The 25,740-nt window shown below is 71.4% G+C and carries 21 protein-coding genes and 1 pseudogene; 10 read left to right on the forward strand and 12 right to left on the reverse strand.

Annotated elements, in window-relative coordinates; translation table 11 throughout:
• Positions 1-108: 108 nt before the first annotated feature.
• Positions 109-531 (reverse strand): GntR family transcriptional regulator, encoded by a 423-nt coding sequence (locus DAI20_RS04635; RefSeq protein WP_306766460.1) that lies wholly within the window; start codon positions 529-531, stop codon positions 109-111.
• 212 nt (positions 532-743) lie between these two features.
• Here DAI20_RS04635 and DAI20_RS04640 point away from each other — a divergent pair, with 212 nt between their 5' ends.
• Entirely contained in the window at positions 744-2,435 is a 1,692-nt protein-coding gene (locus tag DAI20_RS04640) for an LPXTG cell wall anchor domain-containing protein (protein WP_108249339.1), read from the forward strand.
• A gap of 179 nt (positions 2,436-2,614) precedes the next feature.
• Positions 2,615-3,761, forward strand: a pseudogene (locus DAI20_RS04645) (SDR family oxidoreductase).
• Between the two features lie 168 nt (positions 3,762-3,929).
• Here the strand turns inward: DAI20_RS04645 and DAI20_RS04650 are convergent.
• The gene (locus tag DAI20_RS04650) at positions 3,930-4,367 is read right to left on the reverse strand and encodes an Lrp/AsnC family transcriptional regulator (RefSeq protein ID WP_108249340.1); all 438 of its coding nucleotides are present in this window, start codon (positions 4,365-4,367) and stop codon (positions 3,930-3,932) included.
• 194 nt (positions 4,368-4,561) lie between these two features.
• Here DAI20_RS04650 and ddaH point away from each other — a divergent pair, with 194 nt between their 5' ends.
• Together ddaH and rocD are read left to right on the forward strand one after the other, a co-directional pair.
• Positions 4,562-5,416 carry a dimethylargininase gene (ddaH, locus tag DAI20_RS04655; RefSeq protein ID WP_108249341.1) on the forward strand — a complete coding sequence of 285 codons (855 nt, stop codon included), beginning with the start codon at positions 4,562-4,564 and terminating at the stop codon, positions 5,414-5,416.
• Complete coding sequence (gene rocD, locus DAI20_RS04660; RefSeq protein WP_108249342.1) at positions 5,413-6,639, forward strand: ornithine--oxo-acid transaminase; 1,227 nt, start codon at positions 5,413-5,415, stop codon at positions 6,637-6,639. The genes ddaH and rocD overlap by 4 nt, the downstream gene beginning before the upstream one ends.
• Before the next feature lie 120 nt (positions 6,640-6,759).
• On the opposite strand, the gene DAI20_RS04665 is transcribed toward rocD, so the two are convergent.
• Positions 6,760-7,146 (reverse strand): hypothetical protein, encoded by a 387-nt coding sequence (locus DAI20_RS04665; RefSeq protein WP_159084912.1) that lies wholly within the window; start codon positions 7,144-7,146, stop codon positions 6,760-6,762.
• 236 nt (positions 7,147-7,382) lie between these two features.
• A complete protein-coding gene (locus DAI20_RS04670; protein ID WP_159084913.1) occupies positions 7,383-7,901 on the reverse strand; it encodes a hypothetical protein in 519 nt (172 codons plus the stop codon).
• 445 nt (positions 7,902-8,346) lie between these two features.
• Between DAI20_RS04670 and DAI20_RS04675 the strand changes: the two genes are divergently transcribed.
• Complete coding sequence (locus DAI20_RS04675) at positions 8,347-9,378, forward strand: aldo/keto reductase (protein WP_108249345.1); 1,032 nt, start codon at positions 8,347-8,349, stop codon at positions 9,376-9,378.
• A 105-nt stretch (positions 9,379-9,483) separates the two neighbouring features.
• Here DAI20_RS04675 and DAI20_RS04680 read toward each other — a convergent pair whose 3' ends face one another.
• Together DAI20_RS04680 and DAI20_RS04685 are read right to left on the reverse strand one after the other, a co-directional pair.
• Complete coding sequence (locus DAI20_RS04680) at positions 9,484-10,722, reverse strand: alpha-hydroxy acid oxidase (protein ID WP_108249346.1); 1,239 nt, start codon at positions 10,720-10,722, stop codon at positions 9,484-9,486.
• Between the two features lie 20 nt (positions 10,723-10,742).
• Entirely contained in the window at positions 10,743-11,510 is a 768-nt protein-coding gene (locus tag DAI20_RS04685) for a FadR/GntR family transcriptional regulator (RefSeq protein ID WP_108249347.1), read from the reverse strand.
• A gap of 215 nt (positions 11,511-11,725) precedes the next feature.
• On the opposite strand from DAI20_RS04685, the gene DAI20_RS04690 reads away from it, so the two are divergent.
• A complete protein-coding gene (locus DAI20_RS04690; RefSeq protein ID WP_159084914.1) occupies positions 11,726-14,218 on the forward strand; it encodes a hypothetical protein in 2,493 nt (830 codons plus the stop codon).
• A 220-nt stretch (positions 14,219-14,438) separates the two neighbouring features.
• Here the strand turns inward: DAI20_RS04690 and DAI20_RS04695 are convergent, their stop codons facing one another.
• Together DAI20_RS04695 and DAI20_RS04700 are read right to left on the reverse strand one after the other, a co-directional pair.
• Positions 14,439-15,467: a zinc-dependent alcohol dehydrogenase gene (locus DAI20_RS04695; RefSeq protein WP_108249349.1), complete on the reverse strand. Its 1,029-nt coding sequence runs from the start codon at positions 15,465-15,467 to the stop codon at positions 14,439-14,441.
• Positions 15,468-15,534: 67 nt separating this feature from the next.
• Positions 15,535-16,425: a helix-turn-helix transcriptional regulator gene (locus DAI20_RS04700; protein ID WP_108249350.1), complete on the reverse strand. Its 891-nt coding sequence runs from the start codon at positions 16,423-16,425 to the stop codon at positions 15,535-15,537.
• A 101-nt stretch (positions 16,426-16,526) separates the two neighbouring features.
• Here DAI20_RS04700 and DAI20_RS04705 point away from each other — a divergent pair, with 101 nt between their 5' ends.
• Positions 16,527-17,207 carry an SDR family NAD(P)-dependent oxidoreductase gene (locus tag DAI20_RS04705; protein ID WP_108249751.1) on the forward strand — a complete coding sequence of 227 codons (681 nt, stop codon included), beginning with the start codon at positions 16,527-16,529 and terminating at the stop codon, positions 17,205-17,207.
• Positions 17,208-17,323: 116 nt separating this feature from the next.
• On the opposite strand, the gene DAI20_RS04710 is transcribed toward DAI20_RS04705, so the two are convergent.
• From DAI20_RS04710 to rhaI, 4 genes are read right to left on the reverse strand one after another with little or no spacing between them, the layout of a single operon-like run.
• The gene (locus tag DAI20_RS04710; protein WP_108249351.1) at positions 17,324-18,754 is read right to left on the reverse strand and encodes a rhamnulokinase; all 1,431 of its coding nucleotides are present in this window, start codon (positions 18,752-18,754) and stop codon (positions 17,324-17,326) included.
• The gene (locus tag DAI20_RS04715; protein WP_108249352.1) at positions 18,751-20,784 is read right to left on the reverse strand and encodes a bifunctional aldolase/short-chain dehydrogenase; all 2,034 of its coding nucleotides are present in this window, start codon (positions 20,782-20,784) and stop codon (positions 18,751-18,753) included. Before DAI20_RS04715 ends, DAI20_RS04710 begins: the two co-directional genes overlap by 4 nt.
• Positions 20,781-21,476: an alpha/beta hydrolase gene (locus DAI20_RS04720; RefSeq protein ID WP_108249353.1), complete on the reverse strand. Its 696-nt coding sequence runs from the start codon at positions 21,474-21,476 to the stop codon at positions 20,781-20,783. The genes DAI20_RS04715 and DAI20_RS04720 overlap by 4 nt, the downstream gene beginning before the upstream one ends.
• Positions 21,473-22,636, reverse strand: coding sequence for an L-rhamnose isomerase (gene rhaI, locus DAI20_RS04725; protein ID WP_108249354.1), 1,164 nt, complete (start codon positions 22,634-22,636; stop codon positions 21,473-21,475). The genes DAI20_RS04720 and rhaI overlap by 4 nt, the downstream gene beginning before the upstream one ends.
• Before the next feature lie 221 nt (positions 22,637-22,857).
• On the opposite strand from rhaI, the gene DAI20_RS04730 reads away from it, so the two are divergent.
• The 3 genes from DAI20_RS04730 to DAI20_RS04740 are packed head-to-tail and all read left to right on the forward strand — an operon-like array spanning position 22,858 to position 25,714.
• Entirely contained in the window at positions 22,858-23,907 is a 1,050-nt protein-coding gene (locus tag DAI20_RS04730; protein ID WP_108249355.1) for an ABC transporter substrate-binding protein, read from the forward strand.
• A 20-nt stretch (positions 23,908-23,927) separates the two neighbouring features.
• Positions 23,928-24,947 (forward strand): FecCD family ABC transporter permease, encoded by a 1,020-nt coding sequence (locus DAI20_RS04735; protein ID WP_240605868.1) that lies wholly within the window; start codon positions 23,928-23,930, stop codon positions 24,945-24,947.
• The gene (locus DAI20_RS04740; protein ID WP_108249357.1) at positions 24,944-25,714 is read left to right on the forward strand and encodes an ABC transporter ATP-binding protein; all 771 of its coding nucleotides are present in this window, start codon (positions 24,944-24,946) and stop codon (positions 25,712-25,714) included. Before DAI20_RS04735 ends, DAI20_RS04740 begins: the two co-directional genes overlap by 4 nt.
• Positions 25,715-25,740: the final 26 nt, after the last annotated feature.

A 25,740-nucleotide genomic window follows, 5' to 3' on the forward strand; every position in this document is an offset into this window, starting at 1 on the left:
TTGCATCGATGGAACGCGGTCAACACATCCGGATAGCGAACGGAGCGGAAAGCCGGGGTGACCGGTGACCCCCACACGGGGTGGAAGTCTGGTCAGGCTACAGGCTGATCAGCCGTCGCGGCGAGGAGAATGCGCGAGGGCGCGGCGCACGAGTTCGACCGCCTCGTCCTCGGGCAGGCGGAGCTGGCGGATGCGCTCCGCGTAAGCGGATGCCGCCGCCGCGGCCTGCCGCTGGGTCGCGTCCCCGGCGGCGGCGATGAAGGATCCGTTGCGACCGCGGGTCTCGATGACCTCGTCGCGCTCGAGCTCCCGGTAGCTCCGCGCCACCGTGTTGGGCGCGATCCCGAGTTCCTCGGCCAGCCGCCGCACGGTCGGCAGCTGCGTACCCGGCGAGAAGGTGCCCGCGCGCACGCCCTCGAGAATCTGCACCCGCAGTTGCTCGTACGGGGGAACGGGCGAAGCCGCGTCGATCGCGAAGGCAAAGCTCTGTCCATGGGGGCTCCTTCCGCGCTCGCCGCATCCTCTATTCAGATGTGTACTCGGCACCTCCGTCGCCGTGCAACGTGCCGGAAAACGGCGTGCCCCCGCGCGGCGCCCCAGTTTCGGGCATTTTCCCTCAGGTGGGCAAAATTCGTTGCTGATCACGCTTCGCGGTCCCTACGCTCGGCAGCGGCGGCACGATCCCGAGCCGCGTCTGTCGCGCCGTCCCGATCGCGATGCCCACCCCCTGTTCAGGAGCATTGATGCTGCGTACTCCGTCCGGCCCGCACGGCCGCGACCGCCTTCCCACGGACGGCGCCCGCCGCCGCCTCGCCGCCGCCGGACTCGCCTTCGGCCTCATCGCCCTGCCCGGCCTGCTCACCGCTCCCGCCGCCATGGCCGACGAGACCACCGCGACCGCCCCCTCCGAGGGAACGGCGGATGCCGCGGTGCACCCCGAGGGCGAGGGGATCGTGGCCGAGCCCGCGGAGCCCGTCGTCGAGGAGCCCGCGCCCGTCGCCGAGGAGCCCGCGCCCGTCGCGGAGGAGCCCGCGCCCGCGCCCGCGCCCGTGGCCGAGGAGCCCGCGCCCGTGACCGAGGCTCCCGCCGAGGAGCCCTCCGCTCCCGCCGAGCCCACGGACCCCGCGGCGCCCGTCGATCAGCCCGAGGTTCCCGCTGACGGCGAGGCTGCGCCCGAGGAGACCCCGGTCGACGCGCCGGCCGACCCCGCGGATCCCGCCGCCGAGGTGCCCGCGGGGGTCCTCACCGTCGCCGAGCCCACCCCGGGCTCGACCGTGGACCCCACGACGCTGCTCTTCGCGGGCACGGGCGTGACCGCGCTGGACGTCATCACCATCACCTACGAGAACGAGGACGGCGAGACGGTCAACGCCACCTCACCCGCGCTGCCTGTGCTCGTGGGCGCCGACCTCACCTGGGCGACTCCGGCGAGCTTCAGCGAGGCCGCCGAGGAGGAGGTCGCCGTGACGGTGACCGAGACGAACGTCCTCACGGGTGAGACCGCGGGTGACCCGGTGACCCTGACCATCACGATCGGCGAGCCGTCCACGCCCGCATTCCCGTTCGCGGTCACGACGCCCGCCGAGGGTGACACGATCGACAGCTACACGCCCACCCTGGCGGGAACGGCCGGCCCGAGCGAGGTCGTCGTCGTGACGGTCACCGGCCCTCATGACGCTCAGCCGGTCATCGCCGGCGGAGGTGTCGCATCCGACACCGGCGCCTTCACCACCGTGCTCGACCTCGGCAAGGTGAAGCAGGACGACGACGGCGAGACCGACGTCACCATTCAGGTCACCCGCCTGGGCGCAGACGGCACGCTCGTCCCCGACAACCTCCGCAGCGTCGACGTGACGTTCGCACCGGACGACGCGCCGTTCGTTCCCAACGCCCCGGCGATCCTGCTGATGCCGGACCGCATCACGGTGTCCGAGGCCACCGACCCGCTGAAGGGCGTGCGCGTCTCCGCTACGGGCTTCCGCCAGAACGAGGACGTCGAGATCACCCTCGTCGACCCGAACGGCGCGACCATCCTGTTCGACGAGCAGGCGCTCGAGGTCCTGGGCGGCTCGGACGAGACCGGCACCTTCGAGGCGCCGCTGTTCCTGTTCGGGCAGCCCGCCCTCGGCGCGTACTCCGTGACCGTGACGGGCGTCGACTCCGACCTGGCGCTCACCGGCTCCTTCGAGCTGATCGCCGACCCGGTCGCCGCACCGACCGTGCCGAGCGCACCCTCCGTTCCCGCGGACACCGGCGTGACGCCGATCGACAACCCCGTCGACCACGAGGACACCGACGCGGACTACAGCGGAACCGACGAGCTGGCCTACACCGGCAGCTCGACCCTTCCGGTCACCGGCCTGGCGGCCGCGCTGCTGCTCGCCGGCGGAGCGCTCGTGCTTCTGCGCCGCCGCGTGGGGATCACCGCCCGCTAGCGCCACCGCGCGACAACGTCTCGACAGGAAGGGTCGTCCCCGCAAGGGGGCGGCCCTTCTGTCGTGCGTCACTCATCCTGCTCGGCGGTGCTCGCCTGCCCTCGGCCGGGTGTCGCGTCCTGATCGGGTTGCTCGTGCGGCGGGGAATGGGGGTCCGGACGCACGCGTTGCCCATCGGGATGACTTCGACGAACAGCACGCCCACCCCGTTCCCCTCCTCAGACAGCGCCCCGGCATCGCCCGCCGAACCCGCGGTCGCGGCGCCCGCCCTCGTGGTCGGCGCCACCGGCATCGGGGGGTCGGCGCTCGTCGAGCAGCTCGCGGCGGCCGGCACGCCCGTGATCGCGCTCTCCCGCCGTCCGGGTGCACAGCGGGATGGCGTGCGGTGGATCTCCGCCGACCTCCGATCCGCCGCCGACCTCTCCCGCGTGCTCGGCTCCGAGCGGCCGGGCCGGGTCTACTTCACGGCGTGGTCGAGACAGGCCACGGAGCAGGAGAACATCGCCGTGAACGGCGGCATGGTGCGCGACCTGCTCGCCGCGCTGTCGCACGCGCCGCTCGAGCACGTCGCGCTCGTGACCGGGCTGAAGCACTACCTGGGCCCGTTCGAGGCGTACGGGCAGGGCGCCATGCCGGACACGCCGTTCCACGAGGAGGAGGAGCGACTCGATGCGCCCAACTTCTACTACGCGCAGGAGGACGAGCTCTTCGCCGCCGCGCGGCGCCAGGGTTTCACCTGGTCCGTGCATCGCTCGCACACCGTGCTCGGGCACGCGGTCGGCAACCTCATGAACATGGGGCCTGACTCTCGCGGTATACGCGTCCCTCTGCCGTGAGCTCGGCCGCCCCTTCGTGTTCCCGGGCAGCCTCACGCAGTGGAACGGCCTCACCGACATGACCGACGCGACCATCCTGGCCGATCAGATGATCTGGGCGAGCACGCACGAGGCGGGGCACGACGAGGCCTTCAACGTGGTCAACGGTGACGTCTTCCGCTGGCGCTGGATGTGGGCGCGGCTCGCCGCGTATTTCGGCGTCGATCCGGTGGGCCCGACCGAGACCCTGCAGCCGCTGGAGGAGCAGATGGCGGGCATGGAGGATGTGTGGGCGCGGATGGCCGCGGAGCACGGCCTCGCCGAGCCGGACCTGTCGCGGCTCGCGTCGTGGTGGCACACGGATGCCGACCTCGGCCGGGGCATGGAGGTCGTGACCGACATGAGCAAGAGCCGTCTCGCCGGGTTCACGACCTACCACCGCACGGCCGACTCGTTCACCGGGCTGTTCGATCGCTTCCGCCGCGAGGGCCTCATTCCCGCGGCGAGCTGAGTCCTCCCCGTTCGCCATTCAGGCTGTGCTGCGACACGCCGCATCCGGACACCCCGGAATGCGGCGTGTCGCGTTTTCAGCCTGAATTGCGAACAGCAGAGGAGCACGGATCCCTGCGGCCGGGCGGGAACACCCGGAGGAACGGAACCTGCGGCCGGGCGGGCCGGCTCAGTCGTGGACGCGGTGGATGAGCCGGGACAGCACGATCGCGCTGCGGGTGTGGTCGACGTTGGGCGCGACCCGGACCTTTTCGAGCGCGAGCTCCAGGCTGGGGATGTCGCGGGAGCGGATGCGGACGATGGCGTCCGCGCTGCCCGTCACCGTGCCCGCGTCCACGACCTCGGGCACGGCCGAGAGGATGCGGCGCAGCTCGTCGGGGGAGACGGTGCCGCGGCAGAACAGCTCGACGTACGCCTCGGTGCTGAGGCCCTCGACGGCGGGATCCACCTGGATCGTGAACCCGCGGATGACGCCGTCGGCCACCAGCCGGTCGACCCGGCGCTTGACGGCGCTCGCGCTGAGGCCGATCGCCGTTCCGATCTCGCCGTAGCCGGCCCGGCCGTTCTCTCGCAGACGGTCGATGATGCGGTGGTCGAGGGTGTCCATCGGCACACGATACGACACATCGGTGCGCGCCCGCCGCCTAAGACGCCGGATTGTTGCGTCGTGTGGCGAGAAGTACCGGGACCGTGCGTGTCACACTGACACTGGCGTCGACAGATCGGCATCTCCCTGCCGAGTCCGCCTCCGTACCGGCGTCCGGATGACTGCAAAGCCACGCCGACCTGCGAAGGAGCCCCATGTCGTCCATCCTGCTCGAGCCCAGCTCGGCCCCGACCGGTCGCGTCGCGACCACGAGGACCGTGCTCATGTGCCGGCCCGAACATTTCACGGTCAGCTACCGCATCAACCCGTGGATGCACCCGCACGTCCCGACCGACACGGCGCTCGCCGTGCGGCAGTGGGAGGAGCTGTACCGCATCTACCGCGACCTCGGGTTCGAGGTGCACCTGGTCGACCCGATCCCCGGTCTGCCCGACATGGTCTACGCGGCCAATGGCGGGTTCGTGCTCGACAACATCGCCTACGGCGCGAGCTTCCAGTACGCGGAGCGTCAGCCGGAGGGACCCGCATACATGGAGTGGTTCCGCGCGAACGGCTTCGACGTCGCGGAGCCGGCGAACGTGAACGAGGGCGAGGGGGACTTCCTGCTCGTCGGCGACGTGATCCTCGCCGGCACCGGATTCCGCAGCGCCGGTGACAGCCACGGCGAGGTCGCCCGCCTGTTCGGCCGCGAGGTGCTGACCCTCACCCTCGTGGACCCGGCGTTCTACCACCTCGACACCGCCATCGCGGTGCTCGACCCGACGCCCGGCGCCGAGGACATCGCGTACCTGCCCAAGGCCTTCGACGCCGCGAGCCGCGCCGCCCTCGAGGCCCGCTTCCCGGACGCCATCCTGGTCAGCGACGAGGATGCGGCCGTGCTCGGCCTCAACTCCTTCAGCGACGGCGCGAACGTCGTCATCGCCTCACGGGCCACCGGCTTCGAGCGCCAGCTGCGTGAGCGCGGCTACAACCCCATCGGTGTCGACCTCTCCGAGCTGCTGCTCGGTGGGGGCGGCGTGAAGTGCTGCACCCTGGAGCTGCGACGATGACGAACGAGACCGTTTCCCCCCAGTTGGGCGCGATCGCCCGCGAGGACGAGCACGTCGCCCACAACTACCACCCGCTTCCGGTGGTGGTGGAGTCGGGCGAGGGCGCCTGGGTCACCGACATCGAGGGTCGGCGCTACCTCGACTGCCTCGCGGCGTATTCCGCGGTCAACTTCGGGCACTCGCATCCGGAACTCGTGCGGGCGGCGACCGAGCAACTCGGCCGCATCACCCTGACCAGCCGCGCGTTCCACAACGATCAGCTCGGCCCGTTCGTCGAGGCCCTCGCCCGCCTCGCGGGCAAGGACATGGTCCTTCCCATGAACACGGGCGCGGAGGCCGTGGAGTCCGGCATCAAGGTGGCGCGGGCCTGGGGCTACCGGGTCAAGGGCGTCGCGCCCGACCGGGCCAACATCATCGTGGCCGACGGCAACTTCCATGGCCGCACCATCACGATCGTCAGCTTCAGTGACGACGCGGACGCGCGGGCCGACTTCGGTCCATTCACGCCGGGCTTCCGCTCCGTGCCCTACGGTGACGCCGCGGCACTCGAGGCCGCGATCGACGAGAACACCGTCGCCGTGCTGCTCGAGCCCATCCAGGGCGAGGCGGGCATCCTCGTGCCGCCGTCGGACTACCTGCCCGCGGTGCGCGAGATCACCGAGCGGCACCGCGTGCTGTTCATCGCGGACGAGATCCAGTCCGGACTCGGCCGCACCGGTGCCACCTTCCAGTGCGACAACGCCGGCGTCGTGCCCGACCTGTACCTGCTGGGCAAGGCGCTCGGCGGCGGCATCGTGCCGGTCTCCGCCGTGGTCGGCAACCGTGACGTGCTCGGCGTGCTCCAGCCCGGGCAGCACGGGTCCACCTTCGGCGGCAACCCGCTCGCCGCCGCAGTCGGCTCCGCCGTCGTCGGGATGCTCGCGACGGGCGAGTACCAGGCGCGCGCCCGGATGCTCGGCGAGCGGCTGCACGCATCTCTGCGCCGACTGGTCGGCCAGGGCGTCGTGGGCCTGCGCGGCGTCGGCCTGTGGGCCGGCATCGACATCGACCCGACGCTCGCCACCGGCCGCACCGTCTGCGAGATGCTGCTCGCGCGCGGCGTGCTCGCGAAGGACACGCACGGCGCGACGATCCGCCTCGCCCCGCCGATCGTGGTGTCCGAGGAGGACCTGGACTGGGCGGTGCAACAGCTCGCGGACGTGCTCGCGGAGCTCCGCGGCTGACGGCTTCTTCCCCGTTCCCTGAGCAGCTGAAAGGGGCGCCCGCCGAGCGCGGGTGCCCCTTTCGAGCTCGGAGGACCGATCGTGCTCGTCGAGAATTGCGGCCCTCTGCGCCAGGCCGCCCTAGCCGCCGAAGAAGGCGAGCGGAGCATCTCCGAACCACAGAGCGGGCAACGGAAGGATGAGCATCGCGATCGCGCCCAGCACGCTCCATGCGACGGAACTCGGGAGGTGCCGCTCGTACCCGCGGCGAGCGAGCACGGCGTACCTCAGGGCGATGACGGCGAAAGCGGTCGTCAGGAGCAGCATGAGGAAGAAGACGGGGTACAGGTACAGCAGTTCGGGTAGCCCCAGGTAGGCCGGCCCCCACATCGCTCCCCAGGTCACACAGAACATCACGAGGGACGCGACGGTCATCTCGGCCGCCTGACGGCCGTGATCACGAGCGAGATCGAGGCGGCCCTGGCCACCCGACTCGGGCTTCGTCTTCGGAGCCCTGGTAATTGTCATGGCGAGAGAGTAGTGGAGAGCCGTCGCCGGCCGACCCCGCAGATACCCGAAGTCGCTGCATTGGGGCGCGGGGATCGCAGTACCTGGGGCGTCGGGAAGCACGCACCCTCATGGGAGCGACCTTCGACGCTCCGCATCCGAGAGCCAGGGTCAACGGGCCGTCCGAAAGCCGGAGCGGCCGCCGAGTACGCCGAATGGTCCTGTCCCCCCACCCCGCGCACGCGCGACAAGCTCATTCAGCCAGCGGCTGCGTACCTGTCGAGCCAGTCGCAGATGCCCGCTAGGTTGCGGCTGTGCGACGTGTTCGCCAGCTCCGTAATCGTGGTGTGACCGTTCGGCTTCTCGATCATCTCGACCACAAGAGTTGAGACGTAGACGGTGCCCGGAGGGACCGCTGGCCCACGAAAGATGCTCCGAAGCTTCTGCACGTGGATTGTGCGCACCGATCCGTCGTCCAGCACCTTCCTAGCGCGATCGACGACCGGTCCCTCTCTGCGGCTGGTCAACACGAGGACTTCGCCGCTTTCAGGATCGCGGACGGTGTAAGTGCCTCGACTACGGAAGTGCGAGGTGTGGTCAGCGTCATCGAAAACCTGGAAAGACACCGTCGACTCGCCATGACCCGGGTAGGTGCCACTGTCGCACTCCTCCACCTGGTCGAATTGCGTGACTACGACGTGCCACTCAGGGGCGGCAGCTGCGGCTGCACCTGTGAGTGCTAAGACCGCGGCGGCTGCAAGGGGGAAGGTAGCCAAAGCTCGGGACAACATAGGTGGCTCCATCCGGCCGATTTGCACTGTCACTACCGCGATACGTGAACCGCCTACGTGAGCTTTGTTCATTACCGACGGTGATGAGGATCAGAGTGCTGCTGCTTCCCGGATTCGTCTACGTAGGAACCTGGAAGACCGGTGGTGGACGCCCTGTTTTCGGTACCGCCCAGTACCGGCCTCGTCACCGGGTCCGCATCCGATGAGCAGGCTTCGCTACCGCCACCCGTTGTGGCCCGGCTGGCGTCGGGTTCGAGTGCTCGCTCCCTACGGTCCCTGAGCCTGTCGAAGGGACGCTCCCCGGGCAGAATGCGTGCCTTCGACGAGCTCAGCGACCGTTTCCGTTGCGTCGATCCACCGTCGGCTCAGCGACGGAGGCGCGGGAGTAGCGTCGGACGCGGTCCACGACCCATCCAACGGAGGAGAACCCATGGAATACCGCAATCTCGGACGAAGCGGCGCCGTCGTTTCGGCCCAGTGCCTCGGCACGATGACGTTCGGCGCGGAGGCCGACGAGGAGACCTCCGGCGAGATCATGACCGCGTTCGTCGAGGGCGGCGGCACGTTCTTCGACACGGCGGACGTCTACAGCACCGGGATCTCGGAGGAGATCATCGGCCGCTGGCTCGCCGACCACCCGACGGAGGCCGCGCAGGTCGTCCTCGCCACGAAGGGCCGCTTCCCGATGGGCTCCGGCCCGAACGACGTCGGAATCTCCCGCCGCCACCTGCGAACCGCCCTCGATGCGTCGCTCACGCGGCTCGGCGTCGACCACATCGACCTGTACCAGATGCACGCGTGGGACGCTCTGACCCCCATCGAGGAGACCCTGCGCTTCCTCGACGACGCGGTGTCCGCCGGAAAGATCGGCTACTACGGCTTCTCGAACTTCCTCGGCTGGCAGCTGACGAAGGCCGTGCACGTGGCGAAGGCCCACGGCTGGGAGCTTCCGGTCACGCTGCAGCCGCAGTACAACCTGCTGGTCCGCGACATCGAGCACGAGGTCGTGCCGGCCTCGCTCGACGCGGGCATCGGCCTGCTGCCGTGGTCCCCGCTGGCGGGTGGCTGGCTGAGCGGCAAGTACGAGCGCGACGTAGCCCCGACCGGCGCCACCCGCCTCGGCGAGGACCCGAAGCGCGGCATGGAGGCGTGGGAGGCGCGCAACGCGGACGAGCGCACCTGGCGCGTCGTGGACGCGGTCAAGGAGATCGCGGAGGCGCATGGCGCATCCTCGTCGCAGGTCTCGCTGGCCTGGCTCGGCGCGCAGCCGGCCGTGACCAGCGTCATCCTCGGCGCCCGCACGGTGAAGCAGCTGCAGGACAACACGGGCGCCGTCGACCTCGGCCTCTCCGCCGAGGAGCTGCAGCGCCTGACCGACGCGTCGGCGCCGCGCATCGACGACTACCCGTACGGCACGGCGGGCGTCGCCCAGCGTCACCGCAAGGTCGAGGGCGGCCGCTAACCGCTGCCCCCACACACGCTGAGGTGCCGAATTCGGTCCTTCCCGAAGGGGAGAAGGGACCGAAGTCGGCACCTCAGCGGTTTGTGGGGCTGCGTGCGCGCGGGGTCAGGCGCGGGCGCGGGGCACCAGGCGCTCGAGCTGGGTCACGTGGCCCGGGTTCAGCTCCTCCAGGCTGGTGACACCCAGCAGGCGCATGGTGCGCTCGATCTCGGCGCGAAGGATCGCGATCATGCGGTCGACCCCCTCGCGTCCGCCGGCCATCAGGCCGTAGAGGTAGGCGCGGCCGACGAGCGTGAACTTCGCGCCGAGCGCCACGGACGCGACGATGTCCGCGCCCGACATGATGCCCGTGTCGAGGTGGATCTCGGTGTCCATGCCGACCTCGCGCACCACCTCGGGCAGCAGGTGGAACGGGATCGGGGCGCGGTCGAGCTGTCGGCCACCGTGGTTGGACAGGATGATGCCGTCCACGCCCATCGAGGCGAGGCGCTTCGCGTCGTCGACGTTCTGCACGCCCTTGACCACGACCTTGCCGGGCCACTGGCTCTTGATCCACTCCAGGTCCTCGTAGGTGACCGTCGGGTCGAACATGGTGTTGAGCAGCTCGGCGACGGTGCCGGACCAGCGGTCGATCGAGGCGAACGCGAGCGGCTCGGTCGTCAGGAAGTTGATCCACCACGCCGGGCGCGGGATCGCGTTGATGACCGTCTTCGGGGTCAGCGTCGGGGGAATGGTCATGCCGTTGCGGGTGTCGCGCAGGCGCGCGCCGGCGACCGGGACATCGACGGTGACGAGCAGCGTGTCGAAGCCCGCCTTCGCCGCGCGGTCCACGAGGGCCATGGAGCGGTCGCGGTCCTTCCACATGTACAGCTGGAACCAGTTCCGGCCGTCCGGGTTCGCGGCCTTCACGTCCTCGATCGACGCTGTGCCCATGGTCGAGAGGCTGAACGGGATGCCCGCGGCGCCCGCTGCCGCGGCGCCGGCGGCCTCGCCCTCCGTCTGCATCATGCGGGTGAAGCCGGTGGGCGCGATGCCGAACGGCATGGCGGTGGGGCCGCCGAGCACGATGGACGACGTGTCGACCTTCGAGACGTCACGCAGGATTGAGGGGTGGAACTCGATGTCGCGGAACGCCTGACGGGCCCGGCGCAGCGACAGCTCCGCCTCAGCCGAGCCGTCCGTGTAGTCGAACGCCGCCTTGGGTGTGCGGCGCTTGGCGATGGTGCGCAGATCCTCGATGGTCAGCGCGTCCGCGAGCCGGCGCTTCTTCGCGTTCAGGGTCGGCGGCTTGAACTGCATGAGCGGCGCGAGGTCGCGCGGCTTGGGGATTCTTCTCTCCACCATGGTGTTCTCCTTCTTCGTGGTCAGGGCTGGGTCAGGCCGAGGTCTCGGTGCTGTCCGGTGAGTTCCGGCGTTCGGGGGGACAGGTTCGTCTCGGCGTAGTAGCCGGAGATGTGCTGACGGACGGTCGCGCGGGCGGCCGTGGCGTCCCCGGACTCGACCGCCGCGAGGATGTCGCGGTGCTCCCGCATCAGGCGCGCGGAGGTGTCGGCCCAAGACGGAAGCTGGCGGGCGCCGACGCGCACATAGTGCTCGATGGAGTCGCGCAGTCCGGCCATCGTGGCCACGATCACCTGGTTGCCCGACGCCTCGGCCAGCGCGAGGTGGAACCGCTGGTCGAGGGCCAGGAACTCGGCGTCCGTCAGACCGGGGGCCTCCATCGCCGACAGGAGATCGCGGGCCGCGGCGAGGTCGACCGAGGCGGATGCGGCATTCACGGCGTCGGCCAGGTCAGCGACGACCGCGGCCTCCAGGGCGAGGCGGGTCCTCACGATGTCGTTCACCGCGAATCCGTGCGCGGCGACCTGCAGGCGGAGCAGCGCGGACATCCCCCCGCTCGGCCGGGAGACGATGACGGCGCCGGAACTCGGTCCGGAGCCCACCGCCGTGCGGACGAGGCCGAGCACCTCGAGCACCCGCAGGGCCTCGCGCACGCTGGACCGTCCTACGCCGAGATCGGCGGCGAGGGTGCGCTCGGGTGGGAGGCGGTCCCCGGGTGAGAGGCGGCCGGAGAGCAGGTCGCTCTCGACCGACTCGAGCACCAGGCGCCACGCGCGACGGTCCTCGGCCATGCCGCCTCCTCGCGTCGTTTCTGCTGTCCTTGTGCTGTGGTCAGACCACTGTGGTCAGACCACAGCATACCGAGCGGAGGGAGCGTCGTCCATGGTGACGGGCTACGTGCAGGGCGCCAGCCGCTGCTCGAGGAATTTTTAACGGTGAGGCTGTTCCACCGCGGCCGGGCTGTGGCAGAATCGCGACACATTTCGGTCTCAGAGCGAGGGTGCTCATGACACAGACAGAGAATCGACCGACGGAGGACGGGCAGCCCGGATTCCCGCTGCTGGCCGGGTTGCCGTCGCTCTCCGGATTCACGTCGCTTCCCGGATCCCCCGGGCAGGCGCAGGCGACGTCATCACCACCGGGATCGTCGGTGTCCCCTCCTCCCGTCGCACAGCCGCCCCTCGGCGCCGCCGTCGGAGAGAACGGTCAGGTCACCGGCGCCCCGGGGCCGGGGGCGGCCGCGGTCGGGGGCGACGAGGCGTGGTCCACCCGCTTCGGCGCGACGAACGTGGGCAGCCGCCCCGAGGTCGTCGCGGTCGCCGGGGACACCGTCTACATCGGCGGCGACTTCGCCGGGCCGATGGCGGGCATGCCCGAGGGCACCTACAACCGGGTCGCGGCGTGGGACGGCGTCGCGTGGCAGCGGATGGGCGCGGGCCTCGACGGGATCGTGCACGCGATCGCCGTGGTCGGGCAGGACGTGTATGTGGGCGGCGACTTCTCCATAGCGGGCGGCAAGGCCGTGGCGAATCATCTCGCCCGCTGGGACGGCACCGCCTGGTTCCCGGTCGCGGGCGGTGTGAGCAACAGCGAGACCCCCACGATCGCCACCGTGCGGGGCCTGGCGAGTGACGGGCAGCGGCTCTACGTGGCGGGGGTGTTCGACTCCGTCGGCAGCGGCGCCGCGGCCGTGCAGGCCCGGGGGTTCGCCGTGCTCGATCTTCGGACGGGCGCGTGGTCCTCTCCGGAGGGCGGGCTCGGCTTCCTCGGCCGCCAGGGAGAGGGGCGGGTTGTCGCGGTGCTCGCCGGTCAGGTCTACGTCGGCGGGTACTTCGACGCGGCGGGCTCCGTGCCGGCGTCCTCCCTCGCCGCGCTGGATCCCGGGACCGGAACCTGGAGCGCCATCGGGGAAGGTATCCGGAGCGGCGAGTTCGTGGGCTCCGTCGACAGCCTCGCGGTGGACGAGGCGTCGGCCACCCTGTTCATCGGCGGCACCTTCACCTCGGCGGGGCCGGTGGCCACGTCCGGAGTGGCGACCCTGACGGGCGGCACCTACGGCAGCCTCGGCGCCTTCCTCCGGTTCGGGGATGCGTCGACCGCCGGCGTCTTCGCCCTCGCGTTCGCCGGGGGCCGCCTCTACGCCGGCGGCGAGTTCACGGCCGCGGGCAACGCTGCCGCGTCGCACTGGGCGGTCCACGACGGCGCCGAGTGGTCCGTCCCCGGCGAGGGCGTCGACAACGTCGTTCGCGGCCTGGCCGCGTACGGCGACTCCGTGGTGGTGGTCGGCGACTTCCAGTACTCGGGTGCCTTCCGGCTGTCCTATGGCGGCATCTGGACGGGCGCCGGCTGGGCGACCTTCGGCCAGGGGCTGTCCTACGACCCCTACGCGGACGGGAACGTCTACGCGCTCCTCGCCACGGAGTCCGGCGTCGTGGCGGGCGGCTACTTCGACCAGGCAGGGCCGGTGACCGTCGGATCCATCGCGACCTGGACCGGGTCCGAGTGGCAGGCCATGGCGGGCGGGCTGCGGGGCGTGAACGCCCTCGCCCAGGTCTACGCGATGGCGCGGCTCGGCGGGGACCTCTACGTGACCGGATCCTTCGCCACCGCGGGCGCGGGCACCGCGGCCAACATCGCGCGCTGGGACGGCACGTCATGGTCGTCGCTCGGCAGCGGTCTCAACGGCACCGGATACGCGCTCGCCGTGCTGGGCGGCCGGCTGTACGTCGGCGGCCGGTTCTCGGCGGCGGGCACGACGGCCGCAAACGGCGTCGCCGTCTGGGACCCGGCCACGTCGACGTGGAGCGCCCTCGGCAACGCGCCCGCGTACGACGACGCCGTGCTCGGGCTCGCCGCCATCGGCGACCGCCACCTCCTGATCGGCGGCAAGTTCCACGCCTTCCGTGCGGGCGGCCGCGACCTGATCCGTGGCCTCAACGGACTGACCGCCTTCGACACCCAAGCGGAGATCACGCCGGATGCGCCGCTGGACGGGTACCTCCTGCTGGCGGGGGTGCAGCAGTCGAGCGGTCCGGGCACCGTCCGGGCCCTGCACGTGCACGGCGGCGACCTCTACATCGGTGGGACCTTCGACACGGCGGGCGTGCTGCAGCTCGGCGACCCGCCCCAGCTCGGCTTTTCCGCCCGCAACCTCGCGGTGTGGCATTTCGCGACCGATGGCAGCTGGGAGACCCCGGGCGGCACCGACGAGCCGGTCATGGCGCTGACGACCATCGACGGCGCGCAGGTGGTGATCGGCGGTTGGTTCGGCGCGGCCGGACCCATCGCGGCGTCCGGGGTGGCGGTGTTCGAGCCGGGAACGGGCTCCTGGTCCGCGCTCGGCAGCGGCATCGGTCCGGGAGAGCGCGGCGTCCGGCACGGCGAGGCGCTGGCCCAGGGCGCCGCGAGCGGACTGTGGGTGGGCGGCACGTTCAACACGGCGGGTGGCGTGCCCAACTGTTCGATCGCCCTCTGGACCGCGACGGCGACGCCGGGCTGACGCCGGACACGGCGACGTCCATCACGGTCCCTGAGCCTGCCGAAGGGACGGAAGCCGTATCCGGAGCACCGAGCGTCGCTTCGACGGGCTCAGCGACCGTGGGCGACTCGGCGACGTCCATCACGGTCCCTGAGCCTGTCGAGGGACGGAAGCCGGACCACCGAGCGTCGCTTCGACGGGCTCAGCGACCGTGAGCCGCGTCCGTTGACGCGCGGCTGGGTCAGCGGTCGAAGCGGACGAGGACCTTGCCCGCCGTGCCGTCGCGGCCCGCAAGCGCGGTGAAGGTCGCGTCCGCATCTTCCGGGGCGACCTCGCGGCTGATGAGCTCGCCGATCTCGTCGCCGCCGCCGGCCACGAGCGCCGCCGCGTCCGCGAAGTCCGCGGCGGAGTAGGTGAAGCTGCCGACGATCGTGCGCTCCTCGGTGCTGATGCGGTAGGCGTCCAGATCGAGCCGCCGCGCGCCCATGCCGACGAGGCAGACGCTGCCGCCGAACTCGGTCGCGTTCAGGGCGTCGGCCACCGTCACCGAGATGCCGACCGCGTCGAGGGCGACGGGCACCGGGCCGCCGTGCGTCTCGAGGAAGGCGAGGATGGAGCCCGCCTCGGGGTCCATGGCCGTGGCGCCGAGCCGCTCGCAGAGCGCACGCCTCGCCGGGTCGACCTCGCTCACGAACACCGTCCGCACCCCCTCGAGCCGCAGCGCGAGCACGACAGACTGCCCGATCGGGCCGCCGCCCACCACGAGCGCGCGGGAGTGCTCGGCCGCCCGCACCCGGCGCACGGCGTGCAGGGCGACGGCGAGCGGCTCCACGAGGGCGCCCCGCTCGATGGGCATGTCGTCGGGCAGCGGGACGATGTTCCGCGCGGGCACGACGAGGTAGTCGGCGAACGCCGCCGGGATCTCCGGCGCGACCCCGATGACGGTCTTGTTCGGGCTGTGCTGCTCGCGGCCGGCGAAAGCCTCGGCGTCCTCGACCGGCAGCACGACCGGGTTGAACGTGGCCGGCTGGCCGACGGCGAGCCCGCTCCCCTCGACCCCCGGCCCGAGCGCGGCCACGGTGCCGACGGACTCGTGCCCCATCACCTGGCCGGGGACGCGGCGCCCGTTCGCGCCGGTGTAGCCGTGGATGTCCGAGCCGCAGATGCCGGTCGCGACGACGCGCAGGAGCACCTCGCCCTCACCGGGGCTGGGGATCTCGCGTTCCTCGAGCACGAGCTCGCCCATCTTCCGCAGTACCAGTGCCCGCATGCTGCTTCGCTCCCGTCGGCTCGTCCTCGATCCACGGCACAGGCTACCGGCCCGGGGTTGTAACGGGTCAGCCGGCCGATCCGGGCGCGGACCCGGCCGCGGGCTCCTGGGCGGCCGGCAGGGCAGACGACGTGAACAGCTCGAGACCGGTGACACGCAGCAGGTCGAGCCTGGCCTCGTCCGCGCTCCCCGGTGCGACCGTGTACACGACGACGCGGAGGTCGCCGTCGGGCACCGAGAGTGTGTCGCAGTCCACCGTGATCGGTCCCGCGGCGGTGCCGGTGTACGTCTTGCGGCTCGAACGGTGTTCCGCGACCCTCGCCCCGGCCCAGTGCCGCTCGAACTCGGGCGACTCCGCGCGCAGCCGGGACACGAGCCGCGCCAGCCGACCGTCCTGCGGATACCGCCCGACGGCCGCGCGCAGGTCCGCCGCAAGGTCGGCCGGGAACGCGCGCTCGTGCTCGTCGTCGAACTCCACGCCGTCGTGACCCAGCATGAAGTGCCGCCAGACCAGGTTGCGCTCGAGGCCCACGTAGCAGGACGGGTCGCCGTGCATCGCCGACCACAGCGGGTTCCAGGCGACGATGTCGTGCGCCGCGGTGAACACCGCAAGCGGCACGTCGGGAAGCCGATCGAGGATGCGCTGCACGCCCGGTGTGATGTGCTGCGGCACCACCCCGCGCGACGGAGGAGCGGCCCCCGCGGCCCGATAGAGGTGGTCCCGCTCCGTCTCGGTCAGCCGCAGCGCCACCGCGAGCGCTCCGAGCAGCTGGGGCGAGGGATGCGTCGCACGGCCCTGCTCGAGCCGCACGATGTAGTCGACGCTCACGCCGGCGAGCGCGGCGAGCTCCTCGCGGCGGAGGCCCGCGGTGCGCCGGCCGGCGCCGGCGGGCAGCCCCACCTCGGCGGGGCTCACGCGCTCGCGCCAGGAGCGGAGCACTGTGGCGAATTCACTCATGTGCCCATCCTGCGGCCTCCGGCGGCCGGGATCCTGGTACTCGCAGTCCCCCCGACAGTCGGTGCCTGGGGGATGTCATGTCCCGCACCCAGGATGAGGACATGACCACAACACTCATCACCGGGGCCAACAGAAGCCTCGGCCTCGAAACCGCCCGCCGTCTCATCGAGGCCGGCCACACCGTGTACGCCGGCATGCGGGATCCCGCCTCGGGCGACGCCGCGCGCTCCCTCGGCGCGGAGGTCGTCGCGCTCGATGTGACCGACGAGGCCAGCGTCACCGCCGCGCTCTCCGCACTGCCGGAACTCGACGTGCTCGTGAACAACGCCGGCATCCTCGGCACCTCCTACGGCGTCGACGACCTGGACGCCGAGAGGATGCTGCAGGTGCTCGACACGAACGTGCTCGGCATCGTCCGGGTCACGCAGGCGGCCCTGCCGCTGCTGCGCCGCTCCGCCAACCCGGTCGTCGTGAACGTCGCGTCCGGCGTCGGCTGGCCGCGGTTCCTCGTCACCGAGGGCCGCGACGAGTACCCCGTGCCCATGATCCCGTACCCGGCGTCCAAGGCCGCGGTCATCGCGCTCACGGTGCAGTACGCGAAGAACCTGCCCGCCTTCCGGATCAACGTGAGTGACCCCGGCTACACCGCCACCGACTTCAACGGGCACGGCGGGCACCAGACGGTGACCGAGGGCACTGACGCGACCGTCGCGCTCGCCCTCGTTGGACCGGACGGGCCGACCGGCGAGTTCCACGACCGGACCGGGCGCATCGACTACTGACCGCCGACCGGCCCGGCGCACGCTCCGCTACGCCCCTGAGGTGCCCATTTCGGACCCGGATATGGCCCGGGAGCAGCCGAATCGGGCACCTCAGAGGGTGTGCGAGGAGAGACGCGTCAGCGGGTGCGGGCGGGGCGGGCGCGGGGCTCGTAGCGGAGCGGCGGATGCGTCGCGCGCACCAGCGCCCGCAGCGCCTCGAGGTCGCCCGTCAGCTCGCCCAGGGCGCGCGCCTGCACGAGCACGTTGCCGAGCGCCGTGGCCTCGACCGGACCGGCGAGGACCGGGAGCCCACTCCGGTCCGCCGTGAGCTGACAGAGCAGCGCGTTCTGGGCGCCGCCACCGACGATGTGGATGACGTCGACCGTCGTGCCGGACAGCTCGGCCGTCGTGTGCGCGCACTCGGCGAATGCTGTGGCGAGCGACGAGAGGATGCTGCGCACGAGCCCGGCGCGGCCCTTCGGTGCGGGTACGCCGCGCTCGCCGAACCACTCCGCGATCCGCGCGGGCATGTCGCCGGGCGGCAGGAAGCGCGGATCGTTCGCATCGAAGACCGGCACCTCGTCGGTCACCTCGGCGGCGGCCGCGAGGAGCGCGGGCAGGTCGACGGCCTCTCCCGCCCGCTCCCAGGTGCGCACGGACTCGCTGAGCAGCCACAGTCCCATGACGTTGTGCAGGTATCGGGTGCGCCCGTCCACGCCGCCCTCGTTCGTGAAGTTGGCCGCCCGGCCCGCCTCGCTGAGCACGGGCTCGTCGAGCTCGACGCCGACGAGCCCCCACGTGCCGCAGCTGACGTAGGCGAAGTTCCTGCCCTCGGCGGGCACCGCCACGACGGCGGATGCCGTGTCGTGCGACCCCACCGCCACGACCCGCGCCGACGCGAGGCCGGTCTCGGCGGCGACATCGGGGGAGAGCGGGCCGATCGTCGACCCGGCGTCGACGAGCTCCGCGAGCAGGGCGCGCGGCAGGCCGAGGCGCGCGATCAGCCCGTCGTTCCACCCCCCTGTGCCGAGGTCGAGCAGCCCGGTCGTGGATGCGTTCGTGCGCTCGGTGACGCGCCTGCCCGTGAGCCAGAACGCGAGCAGGTCGGGGATGAGCAGGAGGGAGTCCGCGACTCCCCGCACGGCGTCGTCCTCCGCGGCCAGCTGGTACAGCGTGTTGAACGGGAGGAACTGCAGCCCGTTCGTCGCGTACAGCTCGGCGGGGGAGACGAGCGCGTGCGTGCGCTCGACCCCGCTCGCCGTGCGGCCGTCCCGGTAGTGGTACGGCTCGCCGAGCAGCCGGTCGCCGTGCAGCAGCCCGTAGTCGACCGCCCACGAGTCGATGCCCACGCTGGCGAGCGCCGGCTCCTGTCGCGCGGCCGCCGTCAGCCCGGTCAGCACGTTCCGGTACAGCTCGACGATGTTCCAGTGCAGCCCGTCCGGCATCCGCACGGGAAGGTTCGGGAACCGGGCGAGCGGGGTGAGGGACAGCTCGTCCGGGCCGACCCGCCCGAGCATCACCCTGCCGCTCGTCGCGCCGAGGTCGACGGCGACGACGGCGGCCGTCATCGGAGGAACGCCGCTGCGACGCCCGCGTCGACGGGGATGTGCAGGCCGGTCGTGTGGGAGAGGTCGGCCGTGCAGAGCACGAACACGGCGTTCGCCACGTTCTCCGGCAGCACCTCGCGCTTCAGCAGCGTGCGCTGCGCGTAGTACTTGCCGAGCTCCTCCTCGGGCACGCCGTAGACCGCGGCGCGCTTCGCGCCCCAGCCGCCGGCGAAGATGCCGGACCCGCGCACGACTCCGTCCGGGTTGATGCCGTTGACCTTCACGCCGTGCTCGCCGAGCTCGGCCGCGAGCAGTCGCACCTGGTGCGCCTGATCGGCCTTGGTCGCGGAGTAGGCGATGTTGTTGGGACCCGCGAAGACGGAGTTCTTCGAGGAGATGTAGACGATGTCGCCCCCGAGGCCCTGGTCGATGAGCACCCGCGCGGCCGCGCGGGAGACGAGGAACGAGCCCTTGGCCATCACCGCGTGCTGCAGCTCCCAGTCCGCGACCGTCGTCTCGAGCAGCGACTTGGAGAGTGAGAGGCCCGCGTTGTTCACCACGAGGTCGAGCCCGCCGAAGGCCAGCACGGTGGCATCCACGGCGGCCTGCACCTGCGCCTCGTCGGTCACGTCTGCACGAAGGCCGATCGCCACGTCCGTGCCGCCGAGCTCCGCCGCCGCGGCCTGCGCCTTCTCGATGTCGAGGTCGGCGATGGCGACGCACGCGCCCTCGGCGGCCAGCCGGGTGGCGATCGCCTTGCCGATGCCGGACGCGGCGCCGGTCACCAGGGCGATGCGGGTGGCCAGGGGCTTGGGCCGGGGCATCCGGGCGAGCTTGGCCTCCTCGAGCGCCCAGTACTCGATGCGAAACTTCTCCTCGTCGGAGATGGGTGCGTACGAGGAGATGGCCTCGGCCCCGCGCATCACGTTGATGGCGTTGACGAAGAACTCGCCCGCCACGCGGGCAGTCTGCTTGTTCGCGCCGTAGCTGAACATCCCGACGCCGGGCACGAGCACGATCGCCGGGTCCGCGCCCCGCATGGCGGGGGAGTCGGGCGAGGCGTAGCGGTCGTAGTAGGCCGCGTAGTCCTGCCGGTACTGCTCGTGCAGCTCGGTGAGCCGGGCGACCGCCTCCTCCACGGGGGCGGACGCGGGCAGGTCGAGCACGAGCGGGCGCACCTTGGTGCGGAGGAAGTGGTCGGGACAGCTCGTTCCGAGGGCGGCCAGCCGCGGGTGCTCCGCGCCCGCCAGGAAGCCGAGCACGACCGGGTCGTCGGTGAAGTGACCTACCTGGGCGCGGTCCGTCGACACGAGACCGCGGAGCGCGGGGGCGAGCGCCGCGGCGCGTGCGCGCCGCTCCTCCTCCGGCAGGGCGGCGAATCCGTCGAGCGGCGCGCCGAAGGGGTCCGGAGCACCGTTGTCCTCGATGTAGGCCGCGGCCGTCTGGATGATCCAGAGGCTGTTGGTCTCGGCTTCCTCGCTGGTGTCTCCCCAGGCCGTGATGCCGTGGCCCCCGAGGATGCAGCCGATGGCGCCGGGGTTCTCGGCCTTGATGCGGGCGATGTCGAGGCCAAGCTGGAAGCCCGGTCTGCGCCAGGGCACCCAGACGACCCGGCCGGCGAACGCCTCGGCGGTGAGCCGCTCGCCGTCCTTCGCCGTTGCGAAGGCGATGCCGGAGTCCGGGTGCAGGTGGTCGACGTGCGCCGCGTCGACGAGCCCGTGCATGGCGGTGTCGATGGAGGGGGCCGCGCCACCACGGCCGTGCAGGGCGTAGTCGAAGGCCGCGACCATCTCGTCCTCCCGCTCGACGCCGGGGTAGACGTCCTCGAGCGAACGCAGCCGGTCGAGGCGGAGCACCGCGAGCCCGGACTCGGTGAGGGTGCCGAGATCGCCGCCGGACCCCTTCACCCACATCAGCTCGACGGGCTGCCCGGTGACCGGGTCGGTGTCCGTGCCCTTGGCCGAGGTGTTCCCGCCCGCGTAGTTCGTGTTGCGGGGGTCTGCGCCGAGGCGGTTCGAACGGGTGATGAGGTCGGCTGCGGTGGTGCTCATGCGGAGGCTTTCGGTTCGGAGGATCGGTTCTGGGTGGGGGCGGCGAGGGTAGGGGTGGTCGCGTCGAGCCAGTCGGCGCACAGCGCGCTCCAGCCCGCGGCGGCCCCTTCGCCCGCGGCGAGGCCGAGCCCGTGCCGCCCGTGGGGATAGACGTGCACCTCGTGCGGCACGCCCGCTTCGGCGAGCGCCGTGGCCAGGAGGTAGCTGTTCTGCGCCGGGACGACCGGGTCGTCCGCCGTGTGCCACAGGAACATCGGCGGCGCCTCGGCGGTCACGAGGTTCTCGAGCGACAGTTCCTCGGCGAGGTCGAGCCGGTCGCCGAGCAGGTTGTCGCGGGAGCCGAGGTGCGCGCGGGCGTGCACGAACGACACCACGGGATAGCAGAGCACGGCGAAGTCGGGCCGGGCTCCCGCCCGCGAGGATGTGAGGGCAGCGTGCCCGGCGAGGTGCCCCCCGGCCGAGAAGCCGAGCACCCCGATGGGTCCGTCGAAGTCCGCACGCGCGGCGAGCACCTCGCGGTGCACGAGGTCGCGGGCCTCGGGGTACCGGGCCGGGGCGACGGGGTAGCGGATCACCCGGGCCCCGTGGCCCAGGCCGACGAGCCAGTCCGCGATGGGCTCGGCCTCGTGGTCCGCGTGGCCGTGGTAACCGCCGCCGGGCAGGACGAGGACGAGGGAGCGACCCCCGGTCATGCGCCCCAGCCGGCCTGCTCGCCGCCGACGCGCTCCGCCTCGATGCGCTCCTGGTAGCCGCCCTCGCGGTACGCCTTCAGCGGGTTGCCCGGGAGGCCGCGCGACTCGCGCCACTCCGCGAGAGCAGGCCGCACGTCGGTGTAGAACGCGTCCATGAGCACCTCGTTGGCCGCGAGCACGTCGCCGGACTGCTGGGCGGCCGTCAGGGCGTCGCGGTCCACGAGCAGGGCCCGAGCGGTCATCTCCTGCACGTTCAACACGGAGCGGATCTGCCCCGGGATCTTCTTCTCGATGTTGTGGCACTGGTCGAGCATGAACGCGACGCCGCTCGAGGCTCCGTAGCCGCCGCCCCGGATGACCTCGTAGAGGATGCGGAACAGCTGGAACGGGTCCGCGGCGCCCACGATGAGGTCGTCGTCCGCGTAGAAGCGGGAGTTGAAGTCGAATGACCCGAGCCGGCCGAGCCGCAGCAGCTGGGCGACGATGAACTCGATGTTGGTGCCCGGCGCGTGGTGTCCGGTGTCGAGGCACACCATGGCGCGCTCGCCGAGCTCGAGGCAGTGCACGAGCGACGTGCCCCAGTCCGGAACGTCGGTGTGATAGAACGCCGGCTCGAAGAACTTGTACTCGAGTACGAGGCGCTGGTTCTCGCCGATGCGCTCGTAGATGGCGGCGAGGGACTCCGCGAGGCGCTCCTGGCGGCCGCGGATGTCGTCCTGGCCCGGGTAGTTCGTGCCGTCCGCGAGCCAGATCTTGAGGTCGCGCGACCCGGTCTGGTCCATAATGTCGATGCACTCGAGGTGGTGGTCGATGGCCTTGCGGCGCACCTTCGGGTCGGCGTGCGTGACGCTGCCCAGCATGTACTCGTCGTCCTGGAACGTGTTCGAGTTGACGGTGCCGAGGCTCACGCCGAGCTCCTCCGCGTGCGTCCGCAGGACGCCGTAGTCGTCCACCCGGTCCCAGGGGATATGCAGGGCGACCGACGGGGCGAGGCCGGTGACCTTGTGCACCTGGGCGGCGTCCGCGATCTTTTCGAACGGGTCCCGCGGTACCCCGGCCTGGCCGAAGACCTTGAAGCGGGTGCCGGAGTTCCCGAACGCCCAGGAGGGCAGTTCGATGGCCTGGTCGGTGAGGAGGTCAGCAACGTCGCTGAGGAGCATCAGGATCCCTGTTCTGTCGATCGGAGGAGTGAGTGAATCGTTTCACAAGCGGGGGAGCGGCGCAAGCGTTACGACGTGCAGGGGTGTCGGCACCCCTCGGGGCTTCGGCGGCCATTCTGGGCTGGCGGTGACCGTCCTGAGTGACCGAGGGAAGGTGAGGCTATGCTTACTTGGCCCTGACCGCCGGATCGCGTGTCCGACATCGAGCACCGTGGAGATTTATGGACCTGCAGCGACGACGTACTCGTGGTGGCGCCCTCGCGGCGCTCGCCATCCTCGCCCTGACGGGATGCGGCGCCTCGGAACCACTCGGCGATCAGGCCCGCGCCATCGCCGGCGACGGAGGCACGAGCTACCCGCTGGTCCTCGACAACTGCGGGCACGAGACGACGATCGCGGCACCCCCGCAGCGGATCGTGTCGCTCGACCAGAGCTCGACCGAGATCCTGCTCTCGCTGGGCCTCGAGGAGCGGATGGTCGGCACCGCCTCGTGGACCGACCCCGTGCTCGACTCTCTCGCTGCCGCGAACGAGTCGGTGCCGCGCCTGGCCGACAACGCGCCCACGTACGAGGTGCTGCTCGGTGCCGACCCCGACTTCGTCACAGCGTCATTCGGCCGCCATTACAACGACGGCGGCGTCGTGACCCGAGACCGTCTCGACGAAACCGGAGTCGCCTCCTACCTGTCGCCGACCGACTGCGACAACGGGGTGAGCATCAACGGCGGGGGTACCCGCACCACCGCGCTAACCGTCGACGCGCTCTACCAGGAGATCCACGAGCTCGCCGAGATCTTCGACGTGACCGACCGCGGCGACGCACTCGTCGCCGAGCTGCAGGCGCGGGCCGCCGCGGCGACGGAGGGCCTCGATTTCGGTGGACGGTCGGTGATGTTCTGGTTCGCCGACACCAAGACCCCCTACGTCGCGGGAGGTCTGGGGTCCGCCGCCTTCCTCGCCTCGGCTGCCGGGATGGAGAACGTCTTCGCCGACGAGACCGATGACTGGCCGGCCGTCGGCTGGGAGAGTGTCGTCGAGGCCGACCCGGACATCCTGGTGCTGGGCGACCTGCTCCGGGCACGGTTCCCGGGCGACCGGCTCGACGAGAAGATCGAGTTCCTGCAGAACGATCCGCTGACCCGCGACCTACCCGTGGTGCGCGAGGGCCGTCTGCTCTCGCTGCACGGCGCCGAGATGAACCCGTCGATCCGCTTCGTCGACGGGCTCGAGAAGATCCGCGCCTGGTGGGACGAGAACGAGGACGACCTCTGACCTCGAGCACCGTACTCGGCGTGATCCGCCGAGCTAAAGGCACCCTCCTCGCGGTCGCGGGACTCGTCGTGCTCGCGCTCTCGGTCGGAGTGGCAGTCACGCTCGGACCGGCCGACGTCTCACTCGTCAATGTGCGCGACATCCTGCTCAATCACCTCGGACTCGCCCAGATCCCGGTGCGCGCCGCCGAGGACGCGATCGTGTGGCAGGAGCGCCTCCCGCGCGCCCTCGTCGCCGCGGCCTGCGGGACGGGGCTGGGGCTCTGCGGCGTCATCCTGCAGTCGCTGCTGCGCAACCCGCTCGCCGATCCGTTCGTGCTCGGCGTCTCCTCCGGCGCCTCGACCGGGGCGGTGCTGGTCGGCGTCCTCGGTGTCGGAGGCGGCGCCATCGGCCTCTCGGGCGGAGCCTTCGTCGGCGCGCTCCTGGCGTTCGGTTTCGTGCTGCTGCTCACTCGTTACTCGGCGAGCGGAACGGCCGGCGTCATCCTCGCGGGAGTTGCCTCCACCCAGCTCTTCTCGGCCCTGACCTCGCTCGTGGTGTTCGCCTTCGCCGACTCCGACGAGACCCGCGGCGTCATGTTCTGGCTTCTCGGCTCGCTCGAGGGGATGCGCTGGGATGACGTGGGGCTCAGTGTCAGCGTCGTCGCGGTCGGTGTGCTGGTGTGCCTGACCGCTGCCCGGTCGCTCGACGCCTTCGCGTTCGGCGAGGACGTCGCCGCCTCGCTCGGCGTGAACGTCGCGCGCATCCGGCTCTTCCTGCTTGTCGTCACCGCGCTGCTGACCGCGACCCTGGTGAGCATCGCCGGCGCGATCGGCTTCGTCGGCCTGGTGCTGCCGCACGCCGCGCGGCTGCTCCTCGGGCAGCGCCACTCAAGGGTGATCCCGGCGACGGTCGTGCTCGGCGCGGTCTTCATGGTCTGGGTCGACGCGGGCTCGCGCGTCGTCTTCGCGCCGACCCCGCTGCCGGTCGGTGTGGGAACGGCGTTGGTCGGCGTGCCGGTCTTCATGCTGCTGCTCCTGCGCAGGCGGGCGCGCGCGTGACCCTCAACGCAGATCGCGTCTCCTGGCGGCGGGGCGGCCGTCTCGTGGTGGACGGAGTCAGCCTGCACCCTCGACCCGGGTCCACCGTCGGGCTGCTCGGGCCGAACGGGTCGGGCAAGTCGTCGCTGCTGCGCCTCCTGCAGGGGGTCGCCAGCCCCGACTCCGGTGCCGTCACCCTCGACGGCGCCGACCTCGCGGGGCTCCGGCGCCGGGAGGTGGCGCGCGCCGTGGCGACCGTCACGCAGCAGGCCGAGACGGAGGCGGACATGCTCGTCGCCGACGTCGTCCGACTGGGCCGCACCCCGCACCGCTCCATTTTCGGAGGAGACTCCGCGGAGGATGCGCGCGCTATCGCGGGAGCCCTCGAGCACGTCGGCCTCACCGCCAAAGCCGATCACCTCTGGCACACGCTCTCGGGCGGTGAACGGCAGCGCGCTCATATCGCCCGTGCCCTCGCACAGGAGCCGCGCGAGCTCCTCCTCGACGAGCCGACGAACCACCTCGACATCCGCCACCAGATCGAGCTGCTGACGCTGGTGCACGAACTTCCCGTGACCACGATCGTCGCGTTGCACGACCTCAACCTCGCCGTGACGTTCTGCGACGACGTCCTCGTGCTGCGCGAGGGGCGCGCGGTCGCGGCAGGTTCACCGCACGAGGTGCTCACGGCCGAACTCATCGCCGACGTCTACGGCGTGCGGGCCCGCCTTATCCGCGACCCGGTGACGGATCGTTCCCACGTGCTGTTCGAACCCAGTTTTCGCTAGGGACCCGCGGCGGGAGCCCGGACGAC

The organism is Planctomonas deserti (assembly GCF_003067705.1).
In the GTDB taxonomy this organism is placed as follows: domain Bacteria; phylum Actinomycetota; class Actinomycetes; order Actinomycetales; family Microbacteriaceae; genus Planctomonas; species Planctomonas deserti.